General features: G+C 64.6%; 19 protein-coding genes. 4 read left to right on the forward strand and 15 right to left on the reverse strand.

The genetic code is table 11. From position 1 onward, the window contains the following. Positions 1–74 precede the first annotated feature (74 nt). The 3 genes from P5W99_RS22475 to P5W99_RS22485 form a co-directional block, all read right to left on the reverse strand. Positions 75–1,271, reverse strand: a complete 1,197-nt coding sequence (locus P5W99_RS22475) for an NnrS family protein (RefSeq protein ID WP_434663025.1) — start codon at positions 1,269–1,271, stop codon at positions 75–77. Between the two features lie 192 nt (positions 1,272–1,463). Next, the gene (gene galU, locus P5W99_RS22480; RefSeq protein WP_421025601.1) at positions 1,464–2,354 is read right to left on the reverse strand and encodes a UTP--glucose-1-phosphate uridylyltransferase GalU; all 891 of its coding nucleotides are present in this window, start codon (positions 2,352–2,354) and stop codon (positions 1,464–1,466) included. Between the two features lie 323 nt (positions 2,355–2,677). Then, positions 2,678–2,821, reverse strand: a complete 144-nt coding sequence (locus tag P5W99_RS22485) for a hypothetical protein (RefSeq protein ID WP_165976468.1) — start codon at positions 2,819–2,821, stop codon at positions 2,678–2,680. Between the two features lie 233 nt (positions 2,822–3,054). Between P5W99_RS22485 and P5W99_RS22490 the strand changes: the two genes are divergently transcribed. After that, a complete protein-coding gene (locus P5W99_RS22490; protein WP_434663028.1) occupies positions 3,055–4,218 on the forward strand; it encodes an acyltransferase family protein in 1,164 nt (387 codons plus the stop codon). 180 nt (positions 4,219–4,398) lie between these two features. Here P5W99_RS22490 and P5W99_RS22495 read toward each other — a convergent pair whose 3' ends face one another. The 4 genes from P5W99_RS22495 to P5W99_RS22510 form a co-directional block, all read right to left on the reverse strand. After that, positions 4,399–6,960 carry a glycosyltransferase family 4 protein gene (locus P5W99_RS22495; RefSeq protein ID WP_421025603.1) on the reverse strand — a complete coding sequence of 854 codons (2,562 nt, stop codon included), beginning with the start codon at positions 6,958–6,960 and terminating at the stop codon, positions 4,399–4,401. Next, entirely contained in the window at positions 6,957–8,423 is a 1,467-nt protein-coding gene (locus P5W99_RS22500) for a flippase (RefSeq protein ID WP_421025604.1), read from the reverse strand. Before P5W99_RS22500 ends, P5W99_RS22495 begins: the two co-directional genes overlap by 4 nt. A 74-nt stretch (positions 8,424–8,497) precedes the next feature. Next, a complete protein-coding gene (locus P5W99_RS22505) occupies positions 8,498–10,708 on the reverse strand; it encodes a hypothetical protein (RefSeq protein WP_421027015.1) in 2,211 nt (736 codons plus the stop codon). A gap of 111 nt (positions 10,709–10,819) precedes the next feature. After that, a complete protein-coding gene (locus P5W99_RS22510; RefSeq protein WP_434663032.1) occupies positions 10,820–11,029 on the reverse strand; it encodes a hypothetical protein in 210 nt (69 codons plus the stop codon). Between the two features lie 96 nt (positions 11,030–11,125). Between P5W99_RS22510 and P5W99_RS22515 the strand changes: the two genes are divergently transcribed. The 3 genes from P5W99_RS22515 (at position 11,126) to P5W99_RS22525 (ending at position 14,257) form a co-directional block, all read left to right on the forward strand. Then, positions 11,126–12,205: an acyltransferase family protein gene (locus tag P5W99_RS22515; RefSeq protein ID WP_421025606.1), complete on the forward strand. Its 1,080-nt coding sequence runs from the start codon at positions 11,126–11,128 to the stop codon at positions 12,203–12,205. A gap of 65 nt (positions 12,206–12,270) precedes the next feature. Beyond that, positions 12,271–13,314, forward strand: a complete 1,044-nt coding sequence (gmd, locus tag P5W99_RS22520; protein WP_421025607.1) for a GDP-mannose 4,6-dehydratase — start codon at positions 12,271–12,273, stop codon at positions 13,312–13,314. Further along, a complete protein-coding gene (locus tag P5W99_RS22525; protein WP_434663035.1) occupies positions 13,301–14,257 on the forward strand; it encodes an NAD-dependent epimerase/dehydratase family protein in 957 nt (318 codons plus the stop codon). Before gmd ends, P5W99_RS22525 begins: the two co-directional genes overlap by 14 nt. Before the next feature lie 82 nt (positions 14,258–14,339). On the opposite strand, the gene P5W99_RS22530 is transcribed toward P5W99_RS22525, so the two are convergent. The 8 genes from P5W99_RS22530 to P5W99_RS22565 form a co-directional block, all read right to left on the reverse strand. Then, positions 14,340–15,509, reverse strand: a complete 1,170-nt coding sequence (locus P5W99_RS22530; protein ID WP_421025609.1) for a glycosyltransferase family 4 protein — start codon at positions 15,507–15,509, stop codon at positions 14,340–14,342. 14 nt (positions 15,510–15,523) lie between these two features. After that, positions 15,524–16,756: a glycosyltransferase family 4 protein gene (locus P5W99_RS22535; RefSeq protein WP_421025610.1), complete on the reverse strand. Its 1,233-nt coding sequence runs from the start codon at positions 16,754–16,756 to the stop codon at positions 15,524–15,526. Next, on the reverse strand, positions 16,753–18,159 hold the full coding sequence (locus P5W99_RS22540; protein ID WP_421027016.1) for a glucose-6-phosphate isomerase: 1,407 nt from the start codon (positions 18,157–18,159) through the stop codon (positions 16,753–16,755). Before P5W99_RS22540 ends, P5W99_RS22535 begins: the two co-directional genes overlap by 4 nt. 134 nt (positions 18,160–18,293) lie before the next feature. Further along, positions 18,294–19,481: a glycosyltransferase gene (locus P5W99_RS22545; protein ID WP_421025611.1), complete on the reverse strand. Its 1,188-nt coding sequence runs from the start codon at positions 19,479–19,481 to the stop codon at positions 18,294–18,296. A 54-nt stretch (positions 19,482–19,535) separates the two neighbouring features. Further along, entirely contained in the window at positions 19,536–20,462 is a 927-nt protein-coding gene (locus P5W99_RS22550) for a glycosyltransferase family 2 protein (protein ID WP_434663040.1), read from the reverse strand. Between the two features lie 34 nt (positions 20,463–20,496). After that, positions 20,497–22,728: a polysaccharide biosynthesis tyrosine autokinase gene (locus tag P5W99_RS22555; RefSeq protein ID WP_421025613.1), complete on the reverse strand. Its 2,232-nt coding sequence runs from the start codon at positions 22,726–22,728 to the stop codon at positions 20,497–20,499. 51 nt (positions 22,729–22,779) lie between these two features. Continuing rightward, positions 22,780–23,955, reverse strand: a complete 1,176-nt coding sequence (locus P5W99_RS22560; protein ID WP_421025614.1) for a polysaccharide biosynthesis/export family protein — start codon at positions 23,953–23,955, stop codon at positions 22,780–22,782. Then, positions 23,952–24,422: a low molecular weight phosphotyrosine protein phosphatase gene (locus P5W99_RS22565; protein WP_421025615.1), complete on the reverse strand. Its 471-nt coding sequence runs from the start codon at positions 24,420–24,422 to the stop codon at positions 23,952–23,954. Before P5W99_RS22565 ends, P5W99_RS22560 begins: the two co-directional genes overlap by 4 nt. Between the last annotated feature and the right edge of the window lie 38 nt (positions 24,423–24,460).

Raw genomic sequence — 24,460 nt, forward strand, 5'->3', positions numbered from 1 at the left:
CATGCCGCGTGCCCATGCCCGTCACTCGCGATTGGCTAGCCTTGACCAGACCATGCTCTTCAAATCGAATTTTATTAGCCTTCCTTACCGTCCAGGCGAGGACTCCAAAGCCAGCCAGCGTAGCGCCCGCAATACACGGCAAATGCGGCGATCCAGCAAGCACCCGAAACTTCGATCGCCAGCAGCATCTGCTGCGGCCACAGCGCCGGAACCAGCACGCGCAGGATCGCAGCAAGCACGAGCAAGCCGTAACACACGTGCTCGGCGTGTCCCGCTTTCAGCGGCCGGCCCGTATGGCCGCGCGCGGTGCGCGTGATCATCGCCACGATGGCGCAACCGACCGCGCCCACCGTGAACGCATGAATCGCTAGCGAATGACCGACCAGGTCCAGCGCCGCGAGCGCGAGCATCGCAAAGCCAAGCGGTATCCACGCGTAGGCGATATGCAGGATGGCAAGAATGGGACGATTGCCGACGCGCCACGAACGCCAGCCCAAAATGCGCGCGCCTTGCGCACACGCGGCGAGCGCGGCGGCGATAGCAATGGCAGGACCCGGCGCGCCGAACCCATCGAGCACGAACGCGAGCGCGGTCAACGGCAGCACGGCCGCTTCAACAAAACGCCAGCGGCGGAACGCATAACCGGGAACGGCGTTTACGGTAAAGGACGGAATGATGCGCCCGCCGATGATCGTGACGAACATCACGAGCAAGCCGACCGCGATATACGCGCCATGCAGGGCCCAGTCGGGGCGCTCCAGGATTGCGGCCAGATGAAAGACCAGGTTGGTCAGCGCAAGCAGCCCCAACGCAACGGGCAGAAAGATGTTGTGGCGGTTTTTCGCATGCACGAGCACGCGCAGCAACACGAGTGCGCAAATCGGCAAGAACGCCACGTCGACGGCCATGGCGACCGCCAGCGGCGCATACCCCACGGCCAGGCGCCCGGCGAGCCACAACAGCCACAACGCCGCGAGCGACTTGCCCTGCGCGGGCGTAATGGCGGTCCATGCGCGCACCGCGGTCAGCAGAAAACCCGCGACGATCGCGGCGGCGAAGCCGAAGATCATTTCATGGACATGCCAAAGCATGCCCGGTAAATACGGATGCAAACCCGGCAGCGGATGCCCGCCGAGTTCGGCCAGCCAGACCAGCATGGCCGCCGTGCCGAACAGCGCGCCGCCCAGATAGAACGGACGAAAACCGAGCGCCCACAATGCAAAGCCACGCGGCGCACGCGCGGGCGGCCCACCAATCCGGTACAGATCCATGTTCGCTCTCCGGCATAAAAGATGCATTTTATTTACATCTTATATGCGCCGAAGCGTTCGTGCTGATGCGACATTTCCTCGCAGCGGACCGGAAAGCGTGATAACTCGTACAAATATGCGCAAAAAAGCACGCTGCACTCCAACGTGCGCAGCGTGCCTTTTAAGGATAGCTAACGTTCAGCTACAGGTGACTCAGGCCGCTGCAGCCAATGCCTGCGGCAGATGGTTCTGCAAATAGGCTTCGAACTCGTCCTTCACCTCGGGGTGGCGCAGCGCGAATTCAACCGTGGCCTTTAGGTAGCCGATCTTGCTGCCGCAGTCGAAACGCGTGCCCATGTAGCGATACGCGAGAACCTGCTCTTCCGTGAGGAGCGATTGCAGCGCATCGGTGAGCTGGAGCTCACCGCCCGCGCCCGGCTTGAGCGAACGCAGGTGATTGAAGATCGTCGGCATCAGCACATAGCGGCCGACCACGCCCAGATTCGACGGCGCGACTTCCGGCGCGGGCTTTTCCACGATGCCCGAAAGCTTGAACACGTCTTCTTCCCACTCGCGGCCATCGACGATGCCGTACGAAGCGCTGTTTTCACGCGCGATCGCTTCCACGCCCACGATCGAGCTGTGATAGTGATTGAAGGTGTCGACGAGCTGCTTCATGACCGGCTTGGGGCTGTAAAGCAGGTCGTCGGCGAGAATCACGGCGAACGGCGCGCCGCCCACGAGCTTTTCGGCGCACATGACGGCGTGGCCGAGGCCCAGTGCTTCAGCCTGGCGCACGTAAAAGCAGTCCACGTTGGCCGGCTTGATGCTGCGCACCAGATCTAGCAGCTTCTGCTTGTTGCGCGCTTCGAGTTCGGCTTCGATCTCGTACGACTTGTCGAAATGATCCTCGATCGCGCGCTTGCTGCGGCCGGTCACGAAAATCATTTCGGTGATTCCCGCGGCAATCGCCTCTTCCACCGCGTATTGAATGAGCGGCTTGTCGACGATCGGCAGCATCTCCTTGGGGCTGGCCTTGGTGGCAGGCAAGAAGCGCGTACCGAGGCCCGCAACAGGAAATACCGCTTTGGTAACTTTGAGCATGATGTTCATTCCCACTTCGATCGTTTGAGTAACGGTCTCGCAGCAAGGCAAGCCGGCGTCCCCGAGGGTCTATGGGGCAGTTTTTATTTTCAAAAGGGTCGGGTCCGTCCAGCATGAAAAAAATCGGACGAAATTCCGCTTGCGAAAGTCAAACAGACTTGCGGAAATTATTGCCTGATTGATTACCATGCAGTCCGGATAATCGGCATGAATTTCCTGACCCGGTTGCCATTATTTCCATCTGCCAGGCAAGCAGATTCAAGCGATTTGCAATCATGGCGCTATATGAGCGACGCAATTCAGATATTGCATGGCCGCGCAGTCTACTCGACTTCGTCCGCGGGCGGCAAGCCGCCCGTTTGCGTGCGCGAACGTCTGATAGGCTCGTTGCGCAGCGCCTCGCGATACGCCGACACCGCGACGAGAATCAACAGCACGGCAATGCCGGCCAGCAAATGCAGGTTCATCGAAATCTCCATCGACCTAAGGCGATCCCCATCAAACTAGCATTTCAAATCACACAAATAAATCGCTTTCGCGTTACAAGATTTTATTTTTCGATTTCGGCGGGATTGCAGATTTTTTACGCCATTTCAGATAATTGCCCCGAATACTTTTTGAAAAAATTTCGCATAATTTCCCCCTTCGAAGCCCCTATGATCGCCAGGTAGCCTCCCACTATCACGCACGCCACGCCCCAATGAGCGATCCCGCACTCGAAACCGTCGTACCCCGAGCAACCGCCATGCCCGCCGCCGCGCGGCCAGCAGTGGCCAGCGCCGCCGCGAGCGACCACTTGATCGACGCGCTGCGCGGCTTTGCTGCCCTGCTGGTGGCGTATTTCCATTGCCGCCAGGTCACCTGGATTGGCATGGGCGCGTTCCACCAGACCCACGCGAGCCTGGCGAACCCCGGCACGATCGCCGCGTGGCTCACGCTTCCGGTCGCGTGGGGTTCGGCCGGCGTGCCGATTTTCTTCGTCATCAGCGGCTATTGCATTCACCGCAGCGGCGCGGCGCGCCTGCTGAAGAACCCCGACTTCCGGCTCGACGCCGGGCAATTCTGGCTGCGCCGTTTCGTGCGGATCTATCCCGTGTTGCTCGCCGCGCTCGTGCTCACCTCCGTGGCCGATTCGTTCAGTCTCACGATGACGCCCGTGAGCCACAAGATTCTCGACATCGGGCCGCGCGCGTTCCTCGTCAACCTGTTCTCGCTGCAAGGCGTAGCGGGCCCGACCTACGGCTCGAACGGCGCGCTCTGGACGCTTTCGCTCGAAGTGCAGTTCTACCTGCTCTATCCGCTGCTTTTCGCCGTGCGCCGGCGCGTCGGGCTCAATGCGGTGCTCATCGGCATTGCGGCGATCAACGTGGTTTCGGCACTCACGCTCGCGCCGCGTGAGATCGTTTTCTTCACGTCGTACTGGTTCTCGTGGATGCTCGGCGCGTGGATTGCCGAAGCGCGTTTGCGCGGTTCGGAGGGCTTTCGCTTTGCCTATGCGGCCTCGGCGCTGTTCGCGGTGGCGGGCTGCGTGGCGTTCCACTTCGGGCAATACGGCGCATTCCAGCTTTGGGCCTGCTCTTTCGCGTGCTACCTCGTGAAAGCGCTTGCGCGGCCGGGCGCGCCGGGCGGCGTGATCATGCAAGTGTTTTCGAAGCTCGGCGCATTCAGCTATTCGCTCTACCTGATTCACCTGCCGCTTTTCGTGCTGCTCGGCTCGCTGCTGTTCCGTTCGGCCCTGCAAACCTCAATCTGGGCTTCGTTCGGCTTCACGCTCGCCGTGCTGCCGGTTGCGTGGGTGTTTTATCGGCTCTTTGAGCTGCCGGCGCTGAATGTTGCTGCGCGCCTGCGCAAACGGGCTGCATGAGGAACGCAGAAAGCACGCTTTAGATCGCGCATAGCCATCTCGTGAATATTGGGCCGCTATACAAGCGGCCCGTTTTCTTTCACCCACGCCCGGAGCCACACTCAAAAAAATAGCGGGGCCACTTCCATGGCCCCGCTCTTGTCGTCGTTCTTCAACGGCGCTGCAGCGCTTTCGCGAAACCTATCGCGCGCGCGTCACAACCCCATCCAGCACGCGGCCGACCGCCTCCACATACTGCTCCTTACCGAAGCGCTCCCGCGCCACGGCAAGGCCATTTTGCGCAAGCCGCTCGCGCAGCGTCTCGTCATCGCGCAGCGCGGAAAGCGTGCGCGCAAGCTCTTGCGCGTCGCCCGGCGTGCAGAGCAAGCCGCTCTTGCCATGCTCGACGATCTCTTTCACGCCGCCATCGCGCGAGGCCACCACGGGCCGCTGCGCGAGCATGCCTTCCACCACGACGCGGCCAAACGGCTCCGGTGTGATCGAGGTATGCGCGATCACGTCCATCGCGCGCATGCAGGCCGCAATGTCGTGCCGGAAGCCCAGGAAGTGAACCCGGCCGGTGAGCCCGCGCGCGGCCACGAATTCGCGCAGTTCCTGCGCATAGGCGTCTTCGCCGAACAGCGGCGCGCCGACCAACACAGCATGTGCGCGCGGCTCGAGCAGCAGCGCTTCGAGCAGCACGTGCTGCCCCTTCCAGCGGGCAAGCCGGCTGAACGCCCCTACCAGAAACGCGTCTTCCGGCAAACCGATCTGCGCGCGCAACTGCGCCTGCGGCACCCGCGCGAGCGCGCGGAACGGCGACTCGTCCACGCCGTTGTGCACGACGTCGATGCGCCGCGAGTCGAAATGCGTGAGCTCCGAAAACACCTGAGCCGAAGCGTGGGAGTTCGCGATCACATGCGCGAGGCCCAGCTTCGCGCAGCCCTTGATGACCGCGCGCTGCACGCGCCCGAAGTGCTCGTCGCTCACGATATCGCGCAGATGCCAGACCACAGGCTTGCGCGCGAGCTTGCCCGCCAGCACGCCGATCACCATCGCGCGCTGTGTGTTGGCGTAGAGCACGTCGACGCCGCGTGCACGCCTGCGCGTCTCGCGCACGAGCGCGGCAATGCCCGCGAGCACGCCGAATTTCGGCACCGCGCCGCCGTCCCGGCGCACGTTGCGCAGCGCGCCGGAGTCGAGCACATCCACGCGCGCGCCAGCGGCGTCGAGCGCCTCGCGAAACGGCCCATCGTTGAACAGCAGCACTTCGATGCGCGCACGCAGCCCCTTCACCACTTCCAGCAGCGAAAGCTCCGCGCCGCCCAGCACGCCGCTCTGGTCGATCGCCAGGACGCGGGGCGCATTCTGAGCCGCGGGGTGTCCGCCTTCGTCATCGTCACCGCCCGAGCTGGACGTATCGGATGGATGTTGCGCATCGGAAACTTTCGGCGCGCCAGCGCGCGGCAGCCCAGCCTCGGCGATAGCCGGCACGGCCCGCGCCACGCGCGCGAAGAATTGCTCGCGGAAATGCGTCGCTGAAAAACGCTCGGCATTCCCGCGGCAATCCTCGGCGCGAAACTGCTTCGGATCGCGCTCGAACGACTCGACGGCCGCAATGATCGACTCGGCGCGCTGCTCCTCGAAGAACAGCCCCGTGGGGCGCGAACCCGAATCGCGCACGGTCTCGAGCGCGCCGCCCTTGCCGTAGGCGATCACGGGGGTGCCGCAGGCCTGCGCTTCCACGACCGAGATGCCGAAATCCTCCTCGGCCGCGAACACGAATGCCTTCGCGCGGCGCATGCGATCGTGCAGCACCGAGAACGGCTGATAGCCCATCACCTCGACGTTCGGGCCGGCTTTCGCACGCACCTTCTGCATGTCGGGACCATCGCCGATCACCACGAGGCGCTTGCCCGGCATACGCGAGAACGCCTCCACGATGAGGTCGATTTTCTTGTATGGCACGAGCCGCGACGCGGTCAGATAAAAATCTTCCTTGTGCGTCTCGAGTTCGAACGAATCGACGTCGACGGGCGGATACACCACCTCGGCCTCGCGCTGATACACCTTGTGAATGCGCCGCGCGATGAACGACGAGTTCGCCACGAACTGATCGACCGAATTGGCTGTGCGCACGTCCCAGTTGCGGATGTAGTGAAGAATCAGGCGCGCGAGCATCGACTTCGGCCCGCGCGTGAGATGCGATTCCTGCAAATACTGGTGCTGGAGATCCCACGCGTAGCGGATCGGCGAATGCACGTAGCTGATGTGAAACTGGTCGGGGCCGGTCAGCACGCCCTTGGCCACCGCATGCGAGCTCGAAATCACCACGTCGTAGTCCGACACGTCGAGCTGCTCGATGGCGAGCGGCATGAACGGCAGATATGCGCGGTACTTCGTGCGCGCCTTCGGCAGGCGCTGGATGAACGACGTGGTGGCGCGCTTGCCGCGCAGGAACTTGCGGTCCTTCTCCTCGACGAAATCGACGACCGAGAACAGGTCCGCGTCGGGGAAACAGTCGATGATCTGCTCGAGCACGCGCTCGGCGCCCGCGTAGGTGACCAGCCAGTCGTGCACGATGGCCACGCGCGGCTTGCGGGTCGCGGCCCGCACGGGACTTGCCTCGTGCCGCGGACGCCGCGCGCTCGCAGTAGATTCGCCACGGACATCAGCGTGGATATCGGTGTGGGCATTGCGCCGTTGAGCGGGCGCGGGGGCGCTTTCGGACGGCGCCACTTCGTCGATCAATTCGTGACTCATGCGCTTTTCCGTAGGTTCAGACGAAACAGGAGGGAACGGGCGTAGCCGCGCAGCAGCGGCGTGGTGGCCACCGACCACACGCAGTTGGCCAGCGCCAGCACGACGCCCGCGCCGATCGCATAGATCGCGTCGGGCAGCCACCATGCAATCGCGAGTGCGGCGGCCAGGAAGCTCAGGTGTGCGAACATGTCGACCACGATGGTGCGGCTGTGAATGCGCGAGAGCCACAGCAGCACGACGTAGTCGAACAAGGCGCGGAACAGCACCGCCGCCGCCGCGCCGGGCAGGCCGAAGCGCGAGATGCCCAGCCACAGCAGGCCGGCGTAAAGCGGCAGTTCGATGAGGCCCACGCGCGCGGCGGCGGCAGGATTGTTCTGCGACTGGATCAGGATGCGCGTGACGCCCGCCTGCCCGATCAGCCAGACGGCGACGATCAGGAAACGGCCGACCGGCGCGCCGTGCCCCGCGATCACGGGGCCGACCCACACGCGCAGGAAGGGCTCGAGCACCACGATTGCGCCGATCGCCACAGGCGTGAAGACCGCATTGAGAAACTGCAGCGACTGCGCCGCGATTTCATCGGCATGCTCGCGGTGCAGCGCCGAAAGACGCGGGAACAGCGTGCGCACGAGCGCGTTGGGCACCATGTTCAGGCGCGTCACGAGGTTCTGCGGCACCGTGTAATAGGTGACGAAGCGCGCGCCCATGCCCGCGCCCAGCATCATGCGGTCGAGCGAATCGGCAACCATCGTCGTGACGCTGGAGACCAGCATCCAGCCGCCGAAATTGAACAGTGCCTTCGAGGTGTCGAAGCGCGGCCCGCGCACATGCCTGATGCCGAGCACGCGCAGCGCCGAGCGGCCGAGCAGCAGGCCCGCGAACAGGCGCGCGAGCACGGCGGCGGCCAGCACGGTCTGCAGGTTCGGCCCGAGCGCCCACGCGGCCGCGAGCGGCAGCAGCTGGAACAGGAAGGTGCCCAGCGTCTGGTTGGTGTTGTAGATGCCGAAGCGCTCTGCACCGTTGATGGCGCCCGCGAACACCCATGAGACATTCGCAATGGGAATCGCCACTGCGAGCCACGGCAGCGCGAGATAGACCTCGTGGCGCAGTTCCGGCGTCACGTGCGTGAAGTAAGCGGTATAGAGCGCACCACCCGAGTAGATCAGCAGGCCGCCCACTGCGCCGGTAATGAAGTTGAGCCAGAACGCACTCCAGAACACGCGCTCGCAGGCGTCGGTGTCTTTCGATGCATAGGCCTTCGAAATATGGTTCTGCGCGGCCATGCTCATGCCCAGATCGAGCACGCTGAAATAGCCGATCAGCGTCCACACGAGCGCAATCACGCCGTAGCGATCGACGCCCAGCAGCTTGATGTATGTCGGCACCGTGACCAGCGACACGAAGGTCGGCAGCACGAGGCCAAACAGATTGATCGCGACGTTGCGCAGTATTCCTTTGTCCATATGTGTTCCGTAGCGTGCGGCGCGGCGTGCAATGGCCTGCCCGCGTGCGGCCTGTCGAGGCCTCTCCAGACCAATCAGGCCGGCTTCCAGCGGTACATCATCACTTTGCCGCGCGCATCTTCTTCAACGAAGATCAGGTATTCGCCATTGGGCTGACGGCTCGCGGTAATGCCGAAAGGCACGTCCACCCAGCCCGAGGTATTGCCGACTTCCGCGCCTGGACCGAACGTGCCGATCTCTTTCGCGCTGTCCTTGTCGAAAACGTGGACCTTGCCCGCGGGCTCGACCATGAATACGTACTGTCCTTCCACGGTGACGCCTGCCGGCGTGACCGGCGGCCTGGCCTTGGGATCCCAGGGCAGATGCAGCAGCCAGGCCTGCTGCGGGTTGCCGCTCGACCACTTGTCGTAGCGCACCAGCACGCGGCCCGCCTCCTTCACGAAGCCCGGGTCGTGCGGCGCGTCGGCGGTGTAGCCCGCCACATAAAGCGAATCGGTTTTCGGCTCGTAAATCGCGCGATGCACCTCGGTAAACGGCGCGGGCATCGGGTACTGATCGCTCTTGTCATACGAGTAGATCGGGTTGCCCTTCGCGTCGATGCCGCCGAAGCGAAAGCGCGTGATGCCCTTGTTGTCGCGCGCGCGCCAGATGTCGCCGCGCGTGTCGATCCACCAGCCCCAACCACCGGCGAGGTGGCCCGGGCCCGGATACCGCGTGAACTCGCCGGAGTCGAACGCCCCGTTGGCGTTGGCGTCGCGCCAGATCCAGTCGCCGCCTGGCGGGGCGTTCGGAACCTTCTGCACGGGCCGCGCGCGCCCTGCGATGAATCCCGAGGGAATCGCGGTCTCACCGTCGCGCTGCGGATCGAAGCGGTAGATCTTCAGGTGATCCGCATACATGTCGGTGAGATAGAGGAACGTGCGGCCGTTCAGCTGGCGCGCGGTCGGCAGGCCCGGCCACATGTCGCCGTTGAACACCGGGTCCTGCGGGTACTTGAAGCGATTGGAGAGGAACCCTACGTATTTCCAGTCCTGCCCTGGCGGCTTGGAAAGATCGAGCTCGAAGCGCTTGTTGCCGGTATAGACGCTATTGGGCCGCGACGGGTCCACCCACGCGCCGTCCACGAACAGCAAACCCTCCACGTTCCAGAGGCGCTTGCCGGCGGGCGTATAGCTTTCGAGCGTCGCGCCCAGTCCCGCGCCGATGGAGCCGTGGCGCGGGCCGATGCCGTTGGTCGACACGTAGATGTTGCCCTTCGCGTCGGTGCCCACGCCGGTCAGGCCATTGAAGCGGCTCGGCCCCGGCCGGCCCACATCGTTCGACGAGCCCGAGAAAATGCCGCCGCGCTCGCCGAGCGTACCGCTCGGCTTGTAGCCGCCACCCTCGCGCGAGTATATGAGGATCTGCTGGCGCGGGCCGTTGTCCGCCACCAGAATGCGCTGCGCAGGATCCACGGCCACATCCACGGGCACCGAATCGGCAGGCAGCTCGATCGTGTTCGGGAGCGGCTTGCCGTCGCCCGAATAGTGCGCGATGCGCGGCTTCGAACCGGTCACGCTGTCCGTGATCACCCACAGCGAGCCGTCGCCCGCGATCGCGATCTTGCCGGGCTCGTGCACCTCGAATTCCGACTTGCGCTGCATGGCGTTCGCGTCGTACATCTCAACGCGATTGGCCGTGGTGTGGCTCACGTAAAGCAGCGAGTCGGTGGCCGCGAGGCCGCCCACCTCGGCAGGCGCGCCGAGGTCGGGATGCGAGACGGCCGGCAGATCGGCAATCTTGAGGAAGGCGCCCGCGAGCTGCGCGTGCGGATTGACCGGATCGGGCGAGGGCTGGAAGGCCGCCGCGCGCTTCGGCTCGTCGATCGGACGGCGCGTGACGCCGTACCATTGGCGCCCCTTTTCCGGCCAGATACCGGGCCCGATCAGATGCCCGCGTTCGTTGCCCACGGCCACGGCTGCGTACAAAAAGCGGCTGTTCACTGCCACCGCGTTGCCGCCGTATCCGCCCCAGCCATGGGTGCCGCCAGCAAAGCCCAGCATCTTGCCGTCCTGATACGCGCTGATTTCAGCGCCACTCTCATCCCAGGGCGCGTCGGTGTAGACCTTGCCCTCGGGCGTCACGGCGATGGCGGTGATATTGATTTGCGTCCACGTACCCTGGCCGTTGCCAAACGTGTTGCCGATCCACGATGTCGTTACATTGAGTTGCGGCGCGGCGAGGGTCTGTACCGAAGAGGTGCAAACGAACGCACTGAGTGCTGCGAGCGCCAGCGTCCTGCGCATACGGCGGTCGGGAATCGGAAACGGCAAGGCAATTCCTCCGGTCGGGTGAATCCGACTGGATCATGCCGTACATTCATGAAGAAAAATCGCTCCACAAAAAGCGAAAATAATTCAAAAAAATTCAGTATTCGCCGGGCCTGCCTGTTCGGATGCGAAATAAATCGCCGCGCCGCGCGCCAAGGCCCGTGCGGCGGGCCTGGCGCGATCTCGTCCCGTTTCCCGAAAGGAAACCGCAATGTCGCCGCAACGAAATTGTCGCCACATCGTCGCTGCATTGTCGCAATAGCCCAGAACATATTCAACCAATCCAATTGCTTTCATTTTAAAAATCACCAGCCAATATATTTCGGCTTTTTGACCATTTAATTCTTTTTAAAATGAATCGGCCTGTGCATGCATGAAACAACCGGATAGCCGATGACCGTAAACAGCCTCGCCAGCCCGCCGCAACACTCCCACCGTATCGTCCAGCTCGATGGCCTGCGCGCCTTCGCCGTGCTCGCCGTGTTCGCGCAGCATGCATTGCGCGCGCCGCTCTGGATGGGTGTCGACCTGTTCTTCGTGCTGAGCGGCTTTCTCATCACCGGCATCCTGCTGGAGCGCAAGGCGCGCGGCCAGTCGTACTTCAGCTACTTCTACGCACGCCGCGTGCGCCGCATCCTGCCGCCGTACATCCTGCTGATGATTGTCTCGTCGCTGCTATTCGGTTTCGGCTGGGCGCACTATTGGCCGTGGTACGCGTTCTTCGCAACCAATATCGGTGACGCGCTGGGCCAAAGCGGCCACGACAGCCTCAACATTCTCTGGTCGCTCGCGGTCGAAGAGCAGTTCTACATCTTCTGGCCCTTCGTAGTGCTGCTGCTGCCGCAGCGCATGCTCGCCGTGGTGGCCGCCGCGCTCGTGCTGGCCGTGCCGGTGCTGCGCGCCATCGCGACGCCATGGTTCGACTCGTTCTGGCCCATTTATTACCTCACGCCGTTCCGCATGGACCTGCTCGCAATGGGCGCGCTGCTCGCCGTGCTCGTGCGGCGCGAGCGCAATGCGCTCGATCCCTTCAAAGTGCCGGCGGCCATTCTGTTCTTTGCCGCGCTCGCCGTGCTCGCGTGGCTGCATCTGCATTACCCGCGTTTTCGCGCCGCCAACACGCCGCTCTCGAACGCCCTGCTCTACAGCGTGTCGCTCGTGCTGTGCACGTCCACAGTCGTGTTCGCGCTGCAGTCCAAGGGCTTCGTCAAGCGCCTGCTCTGCAATCCGGTGCTGGTCTACATCGGGACCATCAGCTATACGATCTACCTGATTCACCTCACGATTCTCTATGCGGTGTGGCCGCTCCATTACAGCCGCCCCGTGAGCGCCGCCATCGCACTCGCCCTCACGCTCGCCTACGCGAGCGCCAGCTGGTTTCTCTTCGAAAAGCGTCTCACGCGCGGCCCGCGCCGCCGGCAATCGCACCAGGCCACCGTGGCCAGCGTGAGCGCTCCGACCTCGCAGTCCTGATTCCCGATCCGATAAACGATAAACGTGCTCCGAATCCACGTTCGCTATTTCAAAGGTACCGACACATGAACGAACGACGCAAAGCGATCATCACCGGCGTATCCGGCCAGGACGGCGCGTATCTGACCAAACTGCTGCTCGACAAGGGCTATCAGGTGGTCGGCACCTACCGGCGCACCAGTTCGGTCAACTTCTGGCGCATGAACGAACTCGGCGTCACGGATCATCCTTCGCTCGAACTCGTCGAGCACGATCTCACCGACGCGGGCTCGACGCTGCGCCTGCTCGAACGTGCCCAGGCGGGCGAAGTCTACAACCTCGCCGCGCAAAGCTTCGTGGGCGTGTCGTTCGACCAGCCGGTGACCACGGCCGAAGTGACCGGCGTCGGCGCATTGAACCTGCTCGAAGGCATTCGCGTGATCAACCCGAAAATGCGCTTCTACCAGGCTTCGACCTCCGAAATGTTCGGCAAGGTGCAGGCCGTGCCGCAGCGCGAAGACACCCCGTTCTACCCGCGCAGCCCGTATGGCATCGCCAAGCTGTTCGCGCACTGGTCCACGGTCAACTACCGCGAGTCCTATGACATCTTCGCGACCAGCGGCATTCTCTTCAATCACGAGTCGCCGCTGCGCGGCCGCGAGTTCGTGACGCGCAAGATCACCGACGCCGTCGCGAAGATCAAGCTCGGCAAACAAAACGTGCTCGAACTGGGCAACATGGACGCCAAGCGCGACTGGGGCTACGCCTCCGAATACGTGGAAGGCATGTGGCGCATGCTGCAAGCCGACGATCCGGACACCTACGTGCTCGCCACGGGCCGCACCGAAACCGTGCGCGACTTCGTGACGATGGCGTTCGCGGCAGCGGGCTTCCAGCTCGAATGGTCGGGCCGCGCCGAGCGCGAAATCGGCGTGGACATCGCCACGGGCCGCACGCTGGTGCGCGTGAGCCCGCGCTTCTACCGCCCCGCCGAAGTCGATCTGCTGATCGGCGACGCGAGCAAGGCGCGCAGCAAGCTCGGCTGGGAACCGCAAACCTCGCTCGAGCAACTGTGCCAGATGATGGTCACCGCCGATCTCACGCGCAACGAGCGACATGACACGTTCTAACGATCAACCTCGCGCGCGCCGTGCACTCATCACGGGCGTGGGCGGCTTCTCGGGCCGCTACATGGCCGCACGCCTGGCCGCGGACGGCTACCGCATCTGGGGCACCGTGCGGGCCGGGGAACCCGTCGACGCCACGGGCGTGACGGGCGGCATCACGCCGCTCGCCGCCGACCTGCTCGACCCCGAAGCGCTCGCGCACGCAGTGGAAACGGTGCAGCCCGACGCGGTCGTGCATCTCGCAGCCGTGGCGAACGTCGCCAATGGCGACGTTGCGCGCACCTATGTCGTCAATGTGGTGGGTACCCGCAATCTGCTCGACGCGCTCGCGCGCCAGCGTCATGTGCCGCGCGCCGTGCTGCTCGCGAGCAGTGCGAACGTCTATGGCAACGCCACGCCCGGCGTGATCGACGAAGCGGTGCCCCCGCAGCCAGCGAACGATTACGCCGTGAGCAAGCTCGCGATGGAATACGTCGCGAAGCGCTGGAACGCACAGTTGCCGCTGGTGATCGCGCGGCCGTTCAATTACACGGGCGTGGGCCAAAGCACCGACTTTCTGCTGCCCAAGATCGTCGAGCACTACGCACGCGGCGACCGGTCGATCTCGCTCGGCAACACCGAGGTCAGCCGCGACTTCTCCGACGTGCGCGACGTGGTGGATGCTTACGCGAAGCTCATTGCGGCGGCGCCTCGCGGCGAGACGGTCAATGTCTGCTCGGGCACCGGCTGGACGCTCGGCGAAGTGCTTGCGATGCTTTCACGTATCGCGGGTTATGCGATCGAGGTCAAGGTCGATCCGCGATTCGTGCGTGCGAATGAAGTTCGGCACCTGGTCGGGTCGAACGCGAAGCTGCGATCGATTGTGGGGGACGCGGCGCGTACGCCTATCGAGGGGACGTTGCGATGGATGTATGAGGAGGCGCGCAAGCGGTTGAATACGGCCTGATTCCGCCGATTCGCTTTACTCTTCTTCCCCCTGCACTGCTAATAACCGCCGCCCTTCCGGGCGGCGGTTTCATTTCTGCGCTTCAATGCACGCCATTGGCAGCTGCAATCGCCTCCGCATAAACATCAGCCACACGCCTGGCAATCACGGCGTTATCGAAATTCTCCCGCGCATAGGTCTTGCAAGCCTCTTCATCGGGCAGCTTGATGCGCCCAGAGAACGCAGCATCGATCCCTTCGGCAATCGCGGCGGCGCCAGTTTCCGGCAACACGAGATCCTGCGAGAGCCCGGCCACGGCTTCGGGCAAACCGCCCACCGGCGTAACCAGCACGGGGGTGCCAGCCGAAAGCGACTCCACTGTGATCAAGCCAAAACCTTCCAGTGCCACCGTAGGCACGACGCTCAAAGTCGCAGCGCGATAAAGCGAAGGCAACTGCGCATCGGGCACGAACCCCAGCAACCTGACGTTATCGGTCAACCCTGCCTCATCGATACGCTGTTGCAACTCCGCTTCCAGACGCCCGCGCCCGGCAATCAGCAACAGCACATCAGGATGACGCTGCTTCACCACCTTGATCGCGTCGATCAAATCCTCCAGCCCCATGCGTCGCACGAGACGGCGCACAGCCAGCACGATCGGGCGATTCTGCGGCAATTGCAGACGTAGACGCGCCTCGGCGCGCGTGCAGGCGGGATCGAACTGAGCAGTATCCACGCAACCCGGCACGATGCGCACGCGCTCGGGCGAAATCGCATAGCGCTTCGTGAGAATGTCGCCGAACGCCTTCGACAGCACAATAAGCCGCGACGATCGTTCGTACACCGATTGTTCCAGCGAATGCTTGATGCGCTGGCTCAGCGTGGCCGCGCCCTCGACAAAACTCTCATCGGCCCACGGCCCCTGAAAATGCGAGACTTGCGGAATACCGCGCGTCACATCGAGCCCCGGAAACGTATAAAGCGCGAAGTGCGAGGAAATCACATCGGGCCGATGGCTTTGAATCTCGCGACGCAGCGCGCGCCGCGCATCCATCAAGCGAAACGGCAGCGAACGCGCCGCCGAGCCGAATCCATTGATCGCTCCGTTGCTGTCCTCGGCCACCTTGGGGGAGCCGGCCACCACGCCGCGCACCCTCACGCCCGCGCCGGGCAGCGCCCCCACGAGCGAGTAATACATGCGGTCGAGCCCGCCCGCACGTTCCGGAAACCAGTGCATGCCGATCTGTAGCGATTGGATGGAATGTTTCGTCATCTTTTATCCTTGTTTCAGGGAGTCTCGGCACGTTGCAGCGTCTGGCCGCCATGCAGCGGCGCCCCCGCGAAGCCACGCTCGGTGCCCCGTGATTCGTTGCGCACAGTGGCGCCCGCGTCGCCCGCCAACTGGCGATAGAGCGCGATGTATTGCGCAGCCATGCGTGCCCAGCCGAATTCGCCCGCGAGCGTCGCGGCGGCCTCGCCCATGGCGAGGCGGCGCGGCGTGTCGGCGGCGAGTTGCAGGATGGCGCTCGCCAGCGCCGGCGCGTCATCCGGATCGTCCAGCACGATGCCGCAATCGGGCGTGATGATTTCCGCCCCGCCCGCCGTCTGCGCGGTGACCACGGGCAGGCCCGCCGCCATCGCTTCCAGCAGCGAGAGGCTCATTGCTTCGTAGCGCGAAGGAAATACATAGGCGTCGACACTGCGCATCAGCACCGGCATCTCGCGCACCAGCCCGAGAAAATGTACGCGAGAGGCAATGCCCAGCTCGCGCGCCATCTCCGGGTACGGGCTGCCTGGCAGGTAGCCCGCCACCGCCAGATGCACGCGCTCGGGCAGTTGCTTGAGCGCCTGCAGCACGGTGCCGAGATTCTTGCGCGGCGTGCGCAGATCGCCCACGAACAGCAGGAAGAATTTGTCTTCCGGCAGTTTGAACTTCTCGCGGTCGGCGCTGGCCGAGGCGAAGCCGCGCGTGTCCACGCCGTTGTAGATCACGTCGAGCCGCTCGACGGGGTTGCCGCCCGAGGCGACGATCTCGTCGGCGACCTTGCGCGACACGGCTGCAATCACGCGCGAGCGCCGGTAGGCCCAGCGCTCGAGCACCGCATTCGCACGCGTGTAGATGAACTGGTACGCCGACCATACCCCGCGCGTGAGCCCGAACGGGTAATACTTGCTGCGTCCCCAGCCGCCATGCACGAAGTGCGCGGTGTTGACGTCGGCATGGGCCCAGGTGATGAAGCCATTCACATGCAACACGTCGTATTCGCGGCGATGGCGGCGCAGCCACAGCGCGCTCTTGAGCGCGAACACCTGCTGGCGCAGCAGATTCGTGGGCCACAGGCGCGAAGGCTGCACCGGCACCCACTTCACTTTCGGATGCGCCGCCAGTTCCGGCGCGACATGCGAAGCCACTAGCGTGACCTCGAATCCTTCGTCGAGGGCCGCGCGCGCGATTTCATGATTGACGCGCCCCTGGCCGTCGTTGTGGCGCACCACATGCGTGACGATTGCGACTCTCAATCGGAGACCTCCATGTTGCGGGTCTGGAGGCGAGTCAGCTTGCTCCAGTGTCCCGCGCTGAGAATGGAAAACACACTCGAAAACAGCAGCAGACCGCCCGTGCCGACCAGCGAGTTAGTGAACACGAGCATCGCAAAGATCGACACCGTAAGGCTCAGGCACGCGCACACATAGCGGTCCTCGGGCATGCGCAGCGAGATGCGCACGGCGCGCACGATGAGCCACAGCACGCCGGACAGATACATCAGCGTGCCGGGCCAGCCGAGCACGAACGGTATGTTCATCACGCCGCTGTCGAAACTGCCGTACTGGCCGAGCTGGCCGTTGCTGCTGGAAAGCTTGGTCGATGCGCCGGTGGCGCCCAGGCCCTCGCCGGTCACGTCAGTGAAGGCCTTTTTCGCGAAGTCGGCGTAAAACTGGTTACGCGCTGCGTAGCTCTGGTCGTCCTTCAGGTTCACGAGCGTGTCGAGACGCTGCTGCATGCGCTCGGCCACCGGGCCGAAGGTGAGCAGCGGCACGCACACGCCCGCGAGCACGAGCGCGCTCACGATGATGCGGATGCGCACCTTGTTGTTCGACTTCGCCAACTGGATCACCATCGCGAGCGCCCAGCCGCCCCAGGTCGAGCGCACCAGCGACAGCGCGAACGAGAAGAAGCCGAACGCGGCAGCCACCCAGCGCACCCGATGCTTCGCGGCCATCACGAGCACCATTGCGCCCATCATCGCGAAGGCGAACGGGCCCGACGAATTCATCGTGCTGAACACGCGCACGCCGAGCGGCACCGGATCGCCCTGCGAGTTCATGTCCGAGCCGATCATCCACATGGCGTCCCACGGCGGCATGATGAAGAACTGCACGAGACCATAGGCGCCCATCACGAGCATGCCGTAAATGAAGGTGTTCACGATGGTCTCGCGGCACTCGGGATACTGGCGCGTGAGGACCATGATGTGAAAGCCGATCAGGATCGGATAGATCCAGTTCGCGAGGTCATAGACAGCGGCAGCCGGGCCGCTCGCGACCACGCCCACCACGAATGCATAGCCGATGCCGAGCAGCGTGAGCACGATCGGCAGTCCACGGCGCTGCGCGAGCACCGGGTAGTAGCGCAACAGCGACAGCCCGCTGATCATCGTGACCGCGAGCGGCGCGACCTGAATCAGGCTCGTGGGCGTGAAGCCGCCCTTGCCGAAGTCGGCGAGGCGGCGCACTTCGGGGCTCAGGAACCACAGCCACCACATGAAGCCGATATAACGGACCGGATTCACGAAGTAGAGCCAGAAGCCCACGGCAATGGCGAGCACCGGAAACGCGAGCGTGAGCACCGTGCCCTGGTGCGCGAGAATCAGCAATACGGTGAAGCCCCACAGCGCGACCACGGGCAGCGTGTCGCGGTCCATCGCGCGGCGCAGCGCCGAACGCTGGCGCGGCGCAGGCGCTGCAGGCGCCGCCTGCCTGAGCGGTGCGTTGACGCGCGGGACAGGCTGGCGTGGAGCCGGAGCGGGTGCGGGAGCAGCGGACGGAATACGCATGATTACACCCGGCCTGCGGTCTGCTTCACAGCCTGCCGTGCCGCCTGCCCCGCAGGCTGTCCCATCGGATGCTCGCCCGCATGCGCGTGCGCATGATGCGGCACGCGCGGATCGCGCTCGCGCATCATCTCGCGCGTGAGCTGCGCGTGCTGACGCGCGAAATTCTCGGTGGTGAGATCGCGCGTAGTGAGTTGCTCGCAAGCCTCGCGTGCCTGAGCGAGCGCACGCGCGGGATCGTCGACGAGTGCATTCACGGCATCGCGCAGCTGCTCCGTGTTGAACGGCTCGACGTAGAACGCGGCCTTTTCGTCGAAGTAATCTTCGAGCGCGCCCACCTTCGTCACGATCATCGGCTTGCCGAGCGCCGCCGCTTCGAGCATCACGGTGATGCCCGATGCGTGCGTATTGGGCCGCAGCGGCACGACGATGATGTCCGCCCACTCATACAGCGCGTGCTGCTGCTGGATGCCGGACACGCGCACGATCTCCACGTTCGACGCGCGCGCCGAAGCCGGCATGCGTCTGCGCGTGGCGATGCGCACCTGATAGCGCGCGTCGTTGCCGAGCGCGCCCACGAGCGTGGTCCAGTCGCGGTCGCGGTCGTTGCCGATGCCAGCCACGCGCACGGGCGTATTCGGCTTCCAGTGCGAAAGCGGACGCAGCGGGAAATCCCTGGTGTTCAGGCCATACAGCACGTGACGCGCTTGACGGCCGAAAAAGTCGCCGCACAGCGCAGCGTTCTCGCTCGCGAGCGTGGTCAGCAAGTCGGCACGCTTGAGCAGGCGCTGATACAGCGCGCGGCGCAGTGCGCCGTAACCGGGCCAGCGGTCGAGCAGCCACACGCTCTGCGCGAGCAGCAGCGGCCGCGCGCCGCCCTTCTTCGCGTGCATCAGCAGCACCAGCGCCACGGCCAGATGCTCCTGCTCCGTGTGCGTCCAGATCACGTCCGAATCGAGAATCGCACGGCGATTGCGCCATGCGTGAATAAAGTCGAAGCCGAGCGCCGCCTTCAGCGCGCGGCGCACGAGACGCACTGGCGCGCTTTCGCTCACGTCCCGTGCGTAGTTGAGTGCGAATTCCGCCGACTCGGCGTGGTGATAGCCGTAAAGGGAGCCAATGTTCTCACCCTTGCGGTAACGGCGCGGATCGGCGCCATAAAAGAGGTGAACGTGGACTTGCGTACCGCTCATTCGAGGTCCTCCGTTGAATCGATTACAAAGTGCGCCAGAAGCACCTCAGTTGCTTCAGGCGATTGCGCGGCGTGCCTCGCGTGCGCCGCCGCGCACGGCGCGCCAGCGCGCGAACGCGGCCGCGGGCGAGCCGGCGCGCAATGCGCCTAGGCCCGTATGCAGCAGGCCCGGATACACCCGGGTGCCGATGAGCGCCCACCACCACCATGCGGCCTCGCGATGCAGCGGCGAAAGATTGCCGCGCAGGATGAGGTGGAAGTTGTAGGCGGCGTTGCGGATCGAGGCGAGCGTCTGCGCATTGCGCGGATCTTCGCCGGGCCTCGGCGCCGGAAAATGGTCGACGGCCACGCGCGGGTCGTACACGAGCTTCCAGCCCGCGCGCTTCACGCCCATGCTGAACGCCATGTCGTTATGCGTCTGCGCGCCGGTGCCGCGCAGGCGGCGGTCGAAGCGCAGATCGCCAATCGCGGCGCGCCGGTAGCTCATGTTCGCGCCCTTGAGCAGGTCGACTTCGCGCGCTTCGCCCACGCCCAGATGATGATTGCCGACGATGCGGCCCGAGGGCTGCACGCGCCCCACGAGTTCGCGTTCGCCGTCGAGCACGCGGCCATCCTCATGCACCCAGTCGCGGCCGCCGAGCGCGCCCAGCGTCTCGTCGGCTTCGAAATGCGCGGCGATGCGCGCAACCCAGTCGGCGTGCGGCGCGGCATCGTCGTCGGTGATGGCGATCACATCGCCCGTCGCCGCTTCGATGCCGCGGTTGAGCGCGGCCACCTGCCCCGGCTCGTCCACGATCGCGACCTCCACGTTGAGCACGCGAGGCGTCACGTGCTCCGCGAGGCAGGCGTGCGTGGCTTCGTCTTCCGCGCGCGCCACCACCACGATCTGCTCGGGCGTGCGCTCCTGACGCAGCAGCGCGGAGAGGCAGCGCGCCAGATCTTCAGGACGCCGATACGTCGGCACGAGCACGGTCACTTTCATCGCGCTTTTCTCCGTTATTATCAGGCGCTCAGGATCAGGCGCTCAGGTATTCCTGCACGGCTGCGTAGCCGTAGGCGTACTTGCCGTGCGCGCGCGCCGACACCCCGTTGAAGACCCCGCCGGTCACGTGCACGCCCGCGTTGCGCAGACGCTTGAGCGTATCGGCGATCTCGGCTTCCGTGTGGATGCCCGAGCGCAGCACGAGGAACGTCGATCCCGCATGGCCGCTCAGGATCGCGGCATCGGTCACGGCCAGCACCGGCGGCGTGTCCACGAGCAGGATGTCGTAGCGCTTCGCGAGCCCTTCCAGATACTGGTTCAGGCGCGGCGACATCAGCAGCTCGGACGGATTCGGCGGACGGCGGCCGCACGAGATGAAGTGCAGGTTGTCCACTTCGGTCGCGCGAATTGCCTCGTCCAGCGAAATCTGGCCCGAGAGCAGCTCCGAGAAGCCATTGGCCTGCGAACCGCCCAAGTAACGCTCGAGCGCGCCGCGGCGCATGTCGCCGTCGATCATCAGCACACGCTTGCCCGAGTGGGCGAGCAGCACGGCCAGGTTCGCGGTGAGGAAGCTCTTGCCCACGCCCGGCACCGAACCGGTCAGGACAACGACGCGATTGCGCGCATCCGCCACGCTGAACTGCAGCGAGGTGCGCAGCGAACGCAGGCTCTCGACCGTGAGGTCCTTGGGCGCTGCATTCGCGAGCACTTCACGCAGACGCGTGCCGCCGCGCGTCGGGGCGCGCTTTTCGAGCGCGGCCTGCTCGGCCGAGAGCGGCACGAGGCCGTAGACGGGCAGATCGAAGGTACGCTCGATCTGGTCCGGATCGACGATGCCCTTGAACATGTTCCGGCGCATCAGCACGAAGCCGGTGCCGAGAATCAGGCCGAGCATCGTGGCCGCCGAGACGATGAGCAGCTTCTTCGGCTTCGAAGGCGCGCCCGGGCGCATCGCGGCGTCGACGATATGAACGTTGCCGCCCGTGCCCACGCGCTGCACCGAAAGCTCCTGAATGCGGTTGAGCAGCAGCACGTAGATGTCTTCCGCCACCTTCGCATCGCGCTGCAACTGCACGGCCTTCACTTCGGTGCCTGGCAGGTTGCGGAACTTGGCGTCGTACTTCGCGCGCTCGCCCTGCAATTGCGCGAGCTGCTGGCGCGCCGCGACGAGCACCGGGTGCTGGTCGCCGAAGCGCTGCTGGAGCGAGGCGATCTGCAATTGCAGCGCGGAGATCTGCTGCTCGTACTGCACGCTGCCGTCGAGGTAGATCTTGGCTTCGTCGCTCGCGTTGATCGAACCCGACTTGCTCTGATACGCGGTGAGCGCCGCTTCGGCGCGCTCGAGATCGGCCTTCAGGCGCGGCTGCTCGCTGCGCAGGAAGTCGAGCATCTTGCTTGCGTCGGCCTGCTTGCTCGCCACGTGCTCACGCATATACGACTGCGCAATCGCGTTGGCGATATCGGCGGCCGCCTGCGGATCTTTGCCTTCAAGCGAGATGTCGATCACGCCCGTCTGCTTGCCCTGCTCCTGCACCTTGACGGCGCTCTGGAACGCCGAGACCGCGTCCAGATCGTTCAGGCGCATGACCTTGAAGCGCTCGCCCGGACGCGCCTTCAGTTCGTTCACGAGCAGCGTGACACCGCCGCCCTGCACGCGCTGGCCCACCGTGCCTTCGAGCAGGCGGCCGCCGTCGGGACCGGAAATCACGTAGCGGTTGTCGTCAAGCGCGGTCAGCGTGAGCTTCTTGCTCTCGAGCTCGGGCGCCACCTGGATCGAGTCGATGTTGAGCACCTCGCCGCCCCACGCGTAGTCCTTGAGGCCGAACCACGGACGCGCGGGCGAACCCGGCGTCGCGAGACGCGCGGCGAAGCTGCCGATGACCGGCAGCGAAACCGGCGCGGCCGTGAAGTTCAGCTTGAACTGCTTGACGACCGGCTCGAGCACGCTGCGGCTCTGGATCATCTGGATTTCGGCGTCGGTCGGCAGGCTGCCCTGCTGGCCGCTCGTGACGTTCGCGCCGGACTGCGTCTGCGTGAGCGCCTGGGACGTGTAGTCCTGCTGCTCGACGCGGACCTGCGTGTCGGCCGTATAAACTGGCTTGGCCACGAAGCAGTAGAACACCGCAGCGCCGATCACCACTGCCGCGATCATGATGAGCCAGCCGATGTCGTCGAAAATGACGCGCAGCAACTGGCCGAGGACGACGTCCTCTTCCTCTGTGCGGGCCGCCGGGGCCGGCTGACTGATAGCTTGTTGCGTACTCACGTTTCGATCCCGTTTTGATTCATGTTGCAAGAAAAGACGGCTCTCGCGCGCTTAGCGCGTGAGCTGCTTCAGGTAGAAGAGCGTCTGGACGGTCGGCAGTACCTGCTGCAACACACGGTTGAAGGTGGTCGAGGCGGCAGTGCCGACGTACACGACATCCAGCGGCTTCAACTGGAATTGCGACGACAGCATGATCGCATCGGGCTTGGTCATATCGAGTCGGTAAATCTCCGGCTGGGTGGGGTTGTCCTTCATGCCGCGCATCACGAAGATCTGGCGCGGGTTCGCATCGGTGTCCAGAATGCCGCCGGCCGTCGTGAGCGCATCGGCAATGGTGAGCTTGCCGCGGATCAGCGTGGTCTGGGTCGGCGTCTTCACTTCGCCCATCACGAACACGCGGCTCTCGTTGCGGTCCGGCACATTGATGATGTCGCCGTCTTGCAGCACCACGTTCTGGCTCGTGTCGCCGCCGTCGAGCAAGGCGTTCGCGTCGAGCACGTAGAGCTTGCCGTTGCGCGTGAGGCGCACGCGGTTGATGTCGGCGCCATCGGTGGTGCCGCCCGAGCGCGTGATCGCGTCGACGAGCGTGAGCGGCACGTCGCTCATCGCGAGCGGGCCCGGCGTCTTCACGTCGCCGGTGACCTGCACCTTCTGGCTGCGGTACGAAAGCACGCGCACGTCAACCTGCGGGTTCTTGATGTACGGCCCGAGACCCGAGGCCAGCCGATCGCGCAGCTGGCCAGGCGTCTTGCCCGCCGCCACCACGCGGCCCACGAACGGGAAGTAGATCGTGCCGTCCTTCGCCACGGTCTGCCCGTACGGGTCGGCCTCGCCCGGCAGCGCGTTGGTGTACGGCTGCGTGAGCGCCTGACCCACCGTCTGTGTGGTATTGCCGCCCGACGAGAAGGTCGAGCCTTGCGGCGTCGAAATCTCGGGGTGATCGTAGACCGTCACGCCAAGAATGTCCTGCGGCGCGATGTGATACGTGTAGTCGGCCGTGCTCGCGTACTTGCTCGGCGGCAGCGCGGCGTTACGCGACGATACGGCGGCCTGCGCCTGCTGCATGACGAGCTGCGACGTGATCAGATGCACGTCGTACTGCTTCTGCGGCTCAGTGCTCTTCTCTTCCTTCAGGTTCGAGGTGTCGAGGTAGTTGCCGGGCGCCGTGGAGCACGCAGCAACGAAGGCGCTCAACGCAAGAGCAGTCATTAGATTGAGTTTTCTCATTGGCATATTCGGCTCAGCCATCCCTTAACCAGTCGATCCATCAACTCCAGACTCTCGCGATACGCGACCTCATCGAGGCCATGCGGATCAGCGACATCCGAGTTTTCCCAATTTCCGAGCGCGTACACCTTGCCGCGCGCGGACGGCTCAATTCGCTCGACGGCGCTCACCTGGTGGCGCTCCGTCACGAGCACGAGGTCGGCGCGGCGCACGAGGCGCGGCGTGAGGCGGCGCGAGCGATGCTCGCCCACCTGCACGCCGCGCTCGGCGAGCAGACGCTGCATCACCGGGTCCATGTCGTCGCCGTTGCGGGCGCGCAGGCCCGCCGAATGAAACGCGCCCGCGTGCTTCCCCGACTGTCCCGCGTGCTCGCGCATTTGTTCACGAAAGCGTGCGCGGAACAGTTGCTCCGCCGCAGGCGAGCGGCAGACATTGGCATGGCAGACGATCAATACGTCCTTGATCATGACCCGATGGCTCCTCGGTTTTGCTTATTGCTTCATCG

Origin of the sequence: Paraburkholderia sp. A3BS-1L (assembly GCF_051125215.1) — a bacterium.
Classification (GTDB): domain Bacteria; phylum Pseudomonadota; class Gammaproteobacteria; order Burkholderiales; family Burkholderiaceae; genus Paraburkholderia.

Coding starts and splice junctions, on each gene's coding strand:
- P5W99_RS22475 (WP_434663025.1), bottom strand. CDS start 1,271: ATGGATCTGTACCGGATTGGTGGGCCGCCCGCGCGTGCGCCGCGTGGC.
- galU (WP_421025601.1), bottom strand. CDS start 2,354: ATGCTCAAAGTTACCAAAGCGGTATTTCCTGTTGCGGGCCTCGGTACG.
- P5W99_RS22485 (WP_165976468.1), bottom strand. CDS start 2,821: ATGAACCTGCATTTGCTGGCCGGCATTGCCGTGCTGTTGATTCTCGTC.
- P5W99_RS22490 (WP_434663028.1), top strand. CDS start 3,055: ATGAGCGATCCCGCACTCGAAACCGTCGTACCCCGAGCAACCGCCATG.
- P5W99_RS22495 (WP_421025603.1), bottom strand. CDS start 6,960: ATGAGTCACGAATTGATCGACGAAGTGGCGCCGTCCGAAAGCGCCCCC.
- P5W99_RS22500 (WP_421025604.1), bottom strand. CDS start 8,423: ATGGACAAAGGAATACTGCGCAACGTCGCGATCAATCTGTTTGGCCTC.
- P5W99_RS22505 (WP_421027015.1), bottom strand. CDS start 10,708: ATGCGCAGGACGCTGGCGCTCGCAGCACTCAGTGCGTTCGTTTGCACC.
- P5W99_RS22510 (WP_434663032.1), bottom strand. CDS start 11,029: ATGAAAGCAATTGGATTGGTTGAATATGTTCTGGGCTATTGCGACAAT.
- P5W99_RS22515 (WP_421025606.1), top strand. CDS start 11,126: ATGACCGTAAACAGCCTCGCCAGCCCGCCGCAACACTCCCACCGTATC.
- gmd (WP_421025607.1), top strand. CDS start 12,271: ATGAACGAACGACGCAAAGCGATCATCACCGGCGTATCCGGCCAGGAC.
- P5W99_RS22525 (WP_434663035.1), top strand. CDS start 13,301: ATGACACGTTCTAACGATCAACCTCGCGCGCGCCGTGCACTCATCACG.
- P5W99_RS22530 (WP_421025609.1), bottom strand. CDS start 15,509: ATGACGAAACATTCCATCCAATCGCTACAGATCGGCATGCACTGGTTT.
- P5W99_RS22540 (WP_421027016.1), bottom strand. CDS start 18,159: ATGGACCGCGACACGCTGCCCGTGGTCGCGCTGTGGGGCTTCACCGTA.
- P5W99_RS22545 (WP_421025611.1), bottom strand. CDS start 19,481: ATGAGCGGTACGCAAGTCCACGTTCACCTCTTTTATGGCGCCGATCCG.
- P5W99_RS22550 (WP_434663040.1), bottom strand. CDS start 20,462: ATGAAAGTGACCGTGCTCGTGCCGACGTATCGGCGTCCTGAAGATCTG.
- P5W99_RS22560 (WP_421025614.1), bottom strand. CDS start 23,955: ATGAGAAAACTCAATCTAATGACTGCTCTTGCGTTGAGCGCCTTCGTT.
- P5W99_RS22565 (WP_421025615.1), bottom strand. CDS start 24,422: ATGATCAAGGACGTATTGATCGTCTGCCATGCCAATGTCTGCCGCTCG.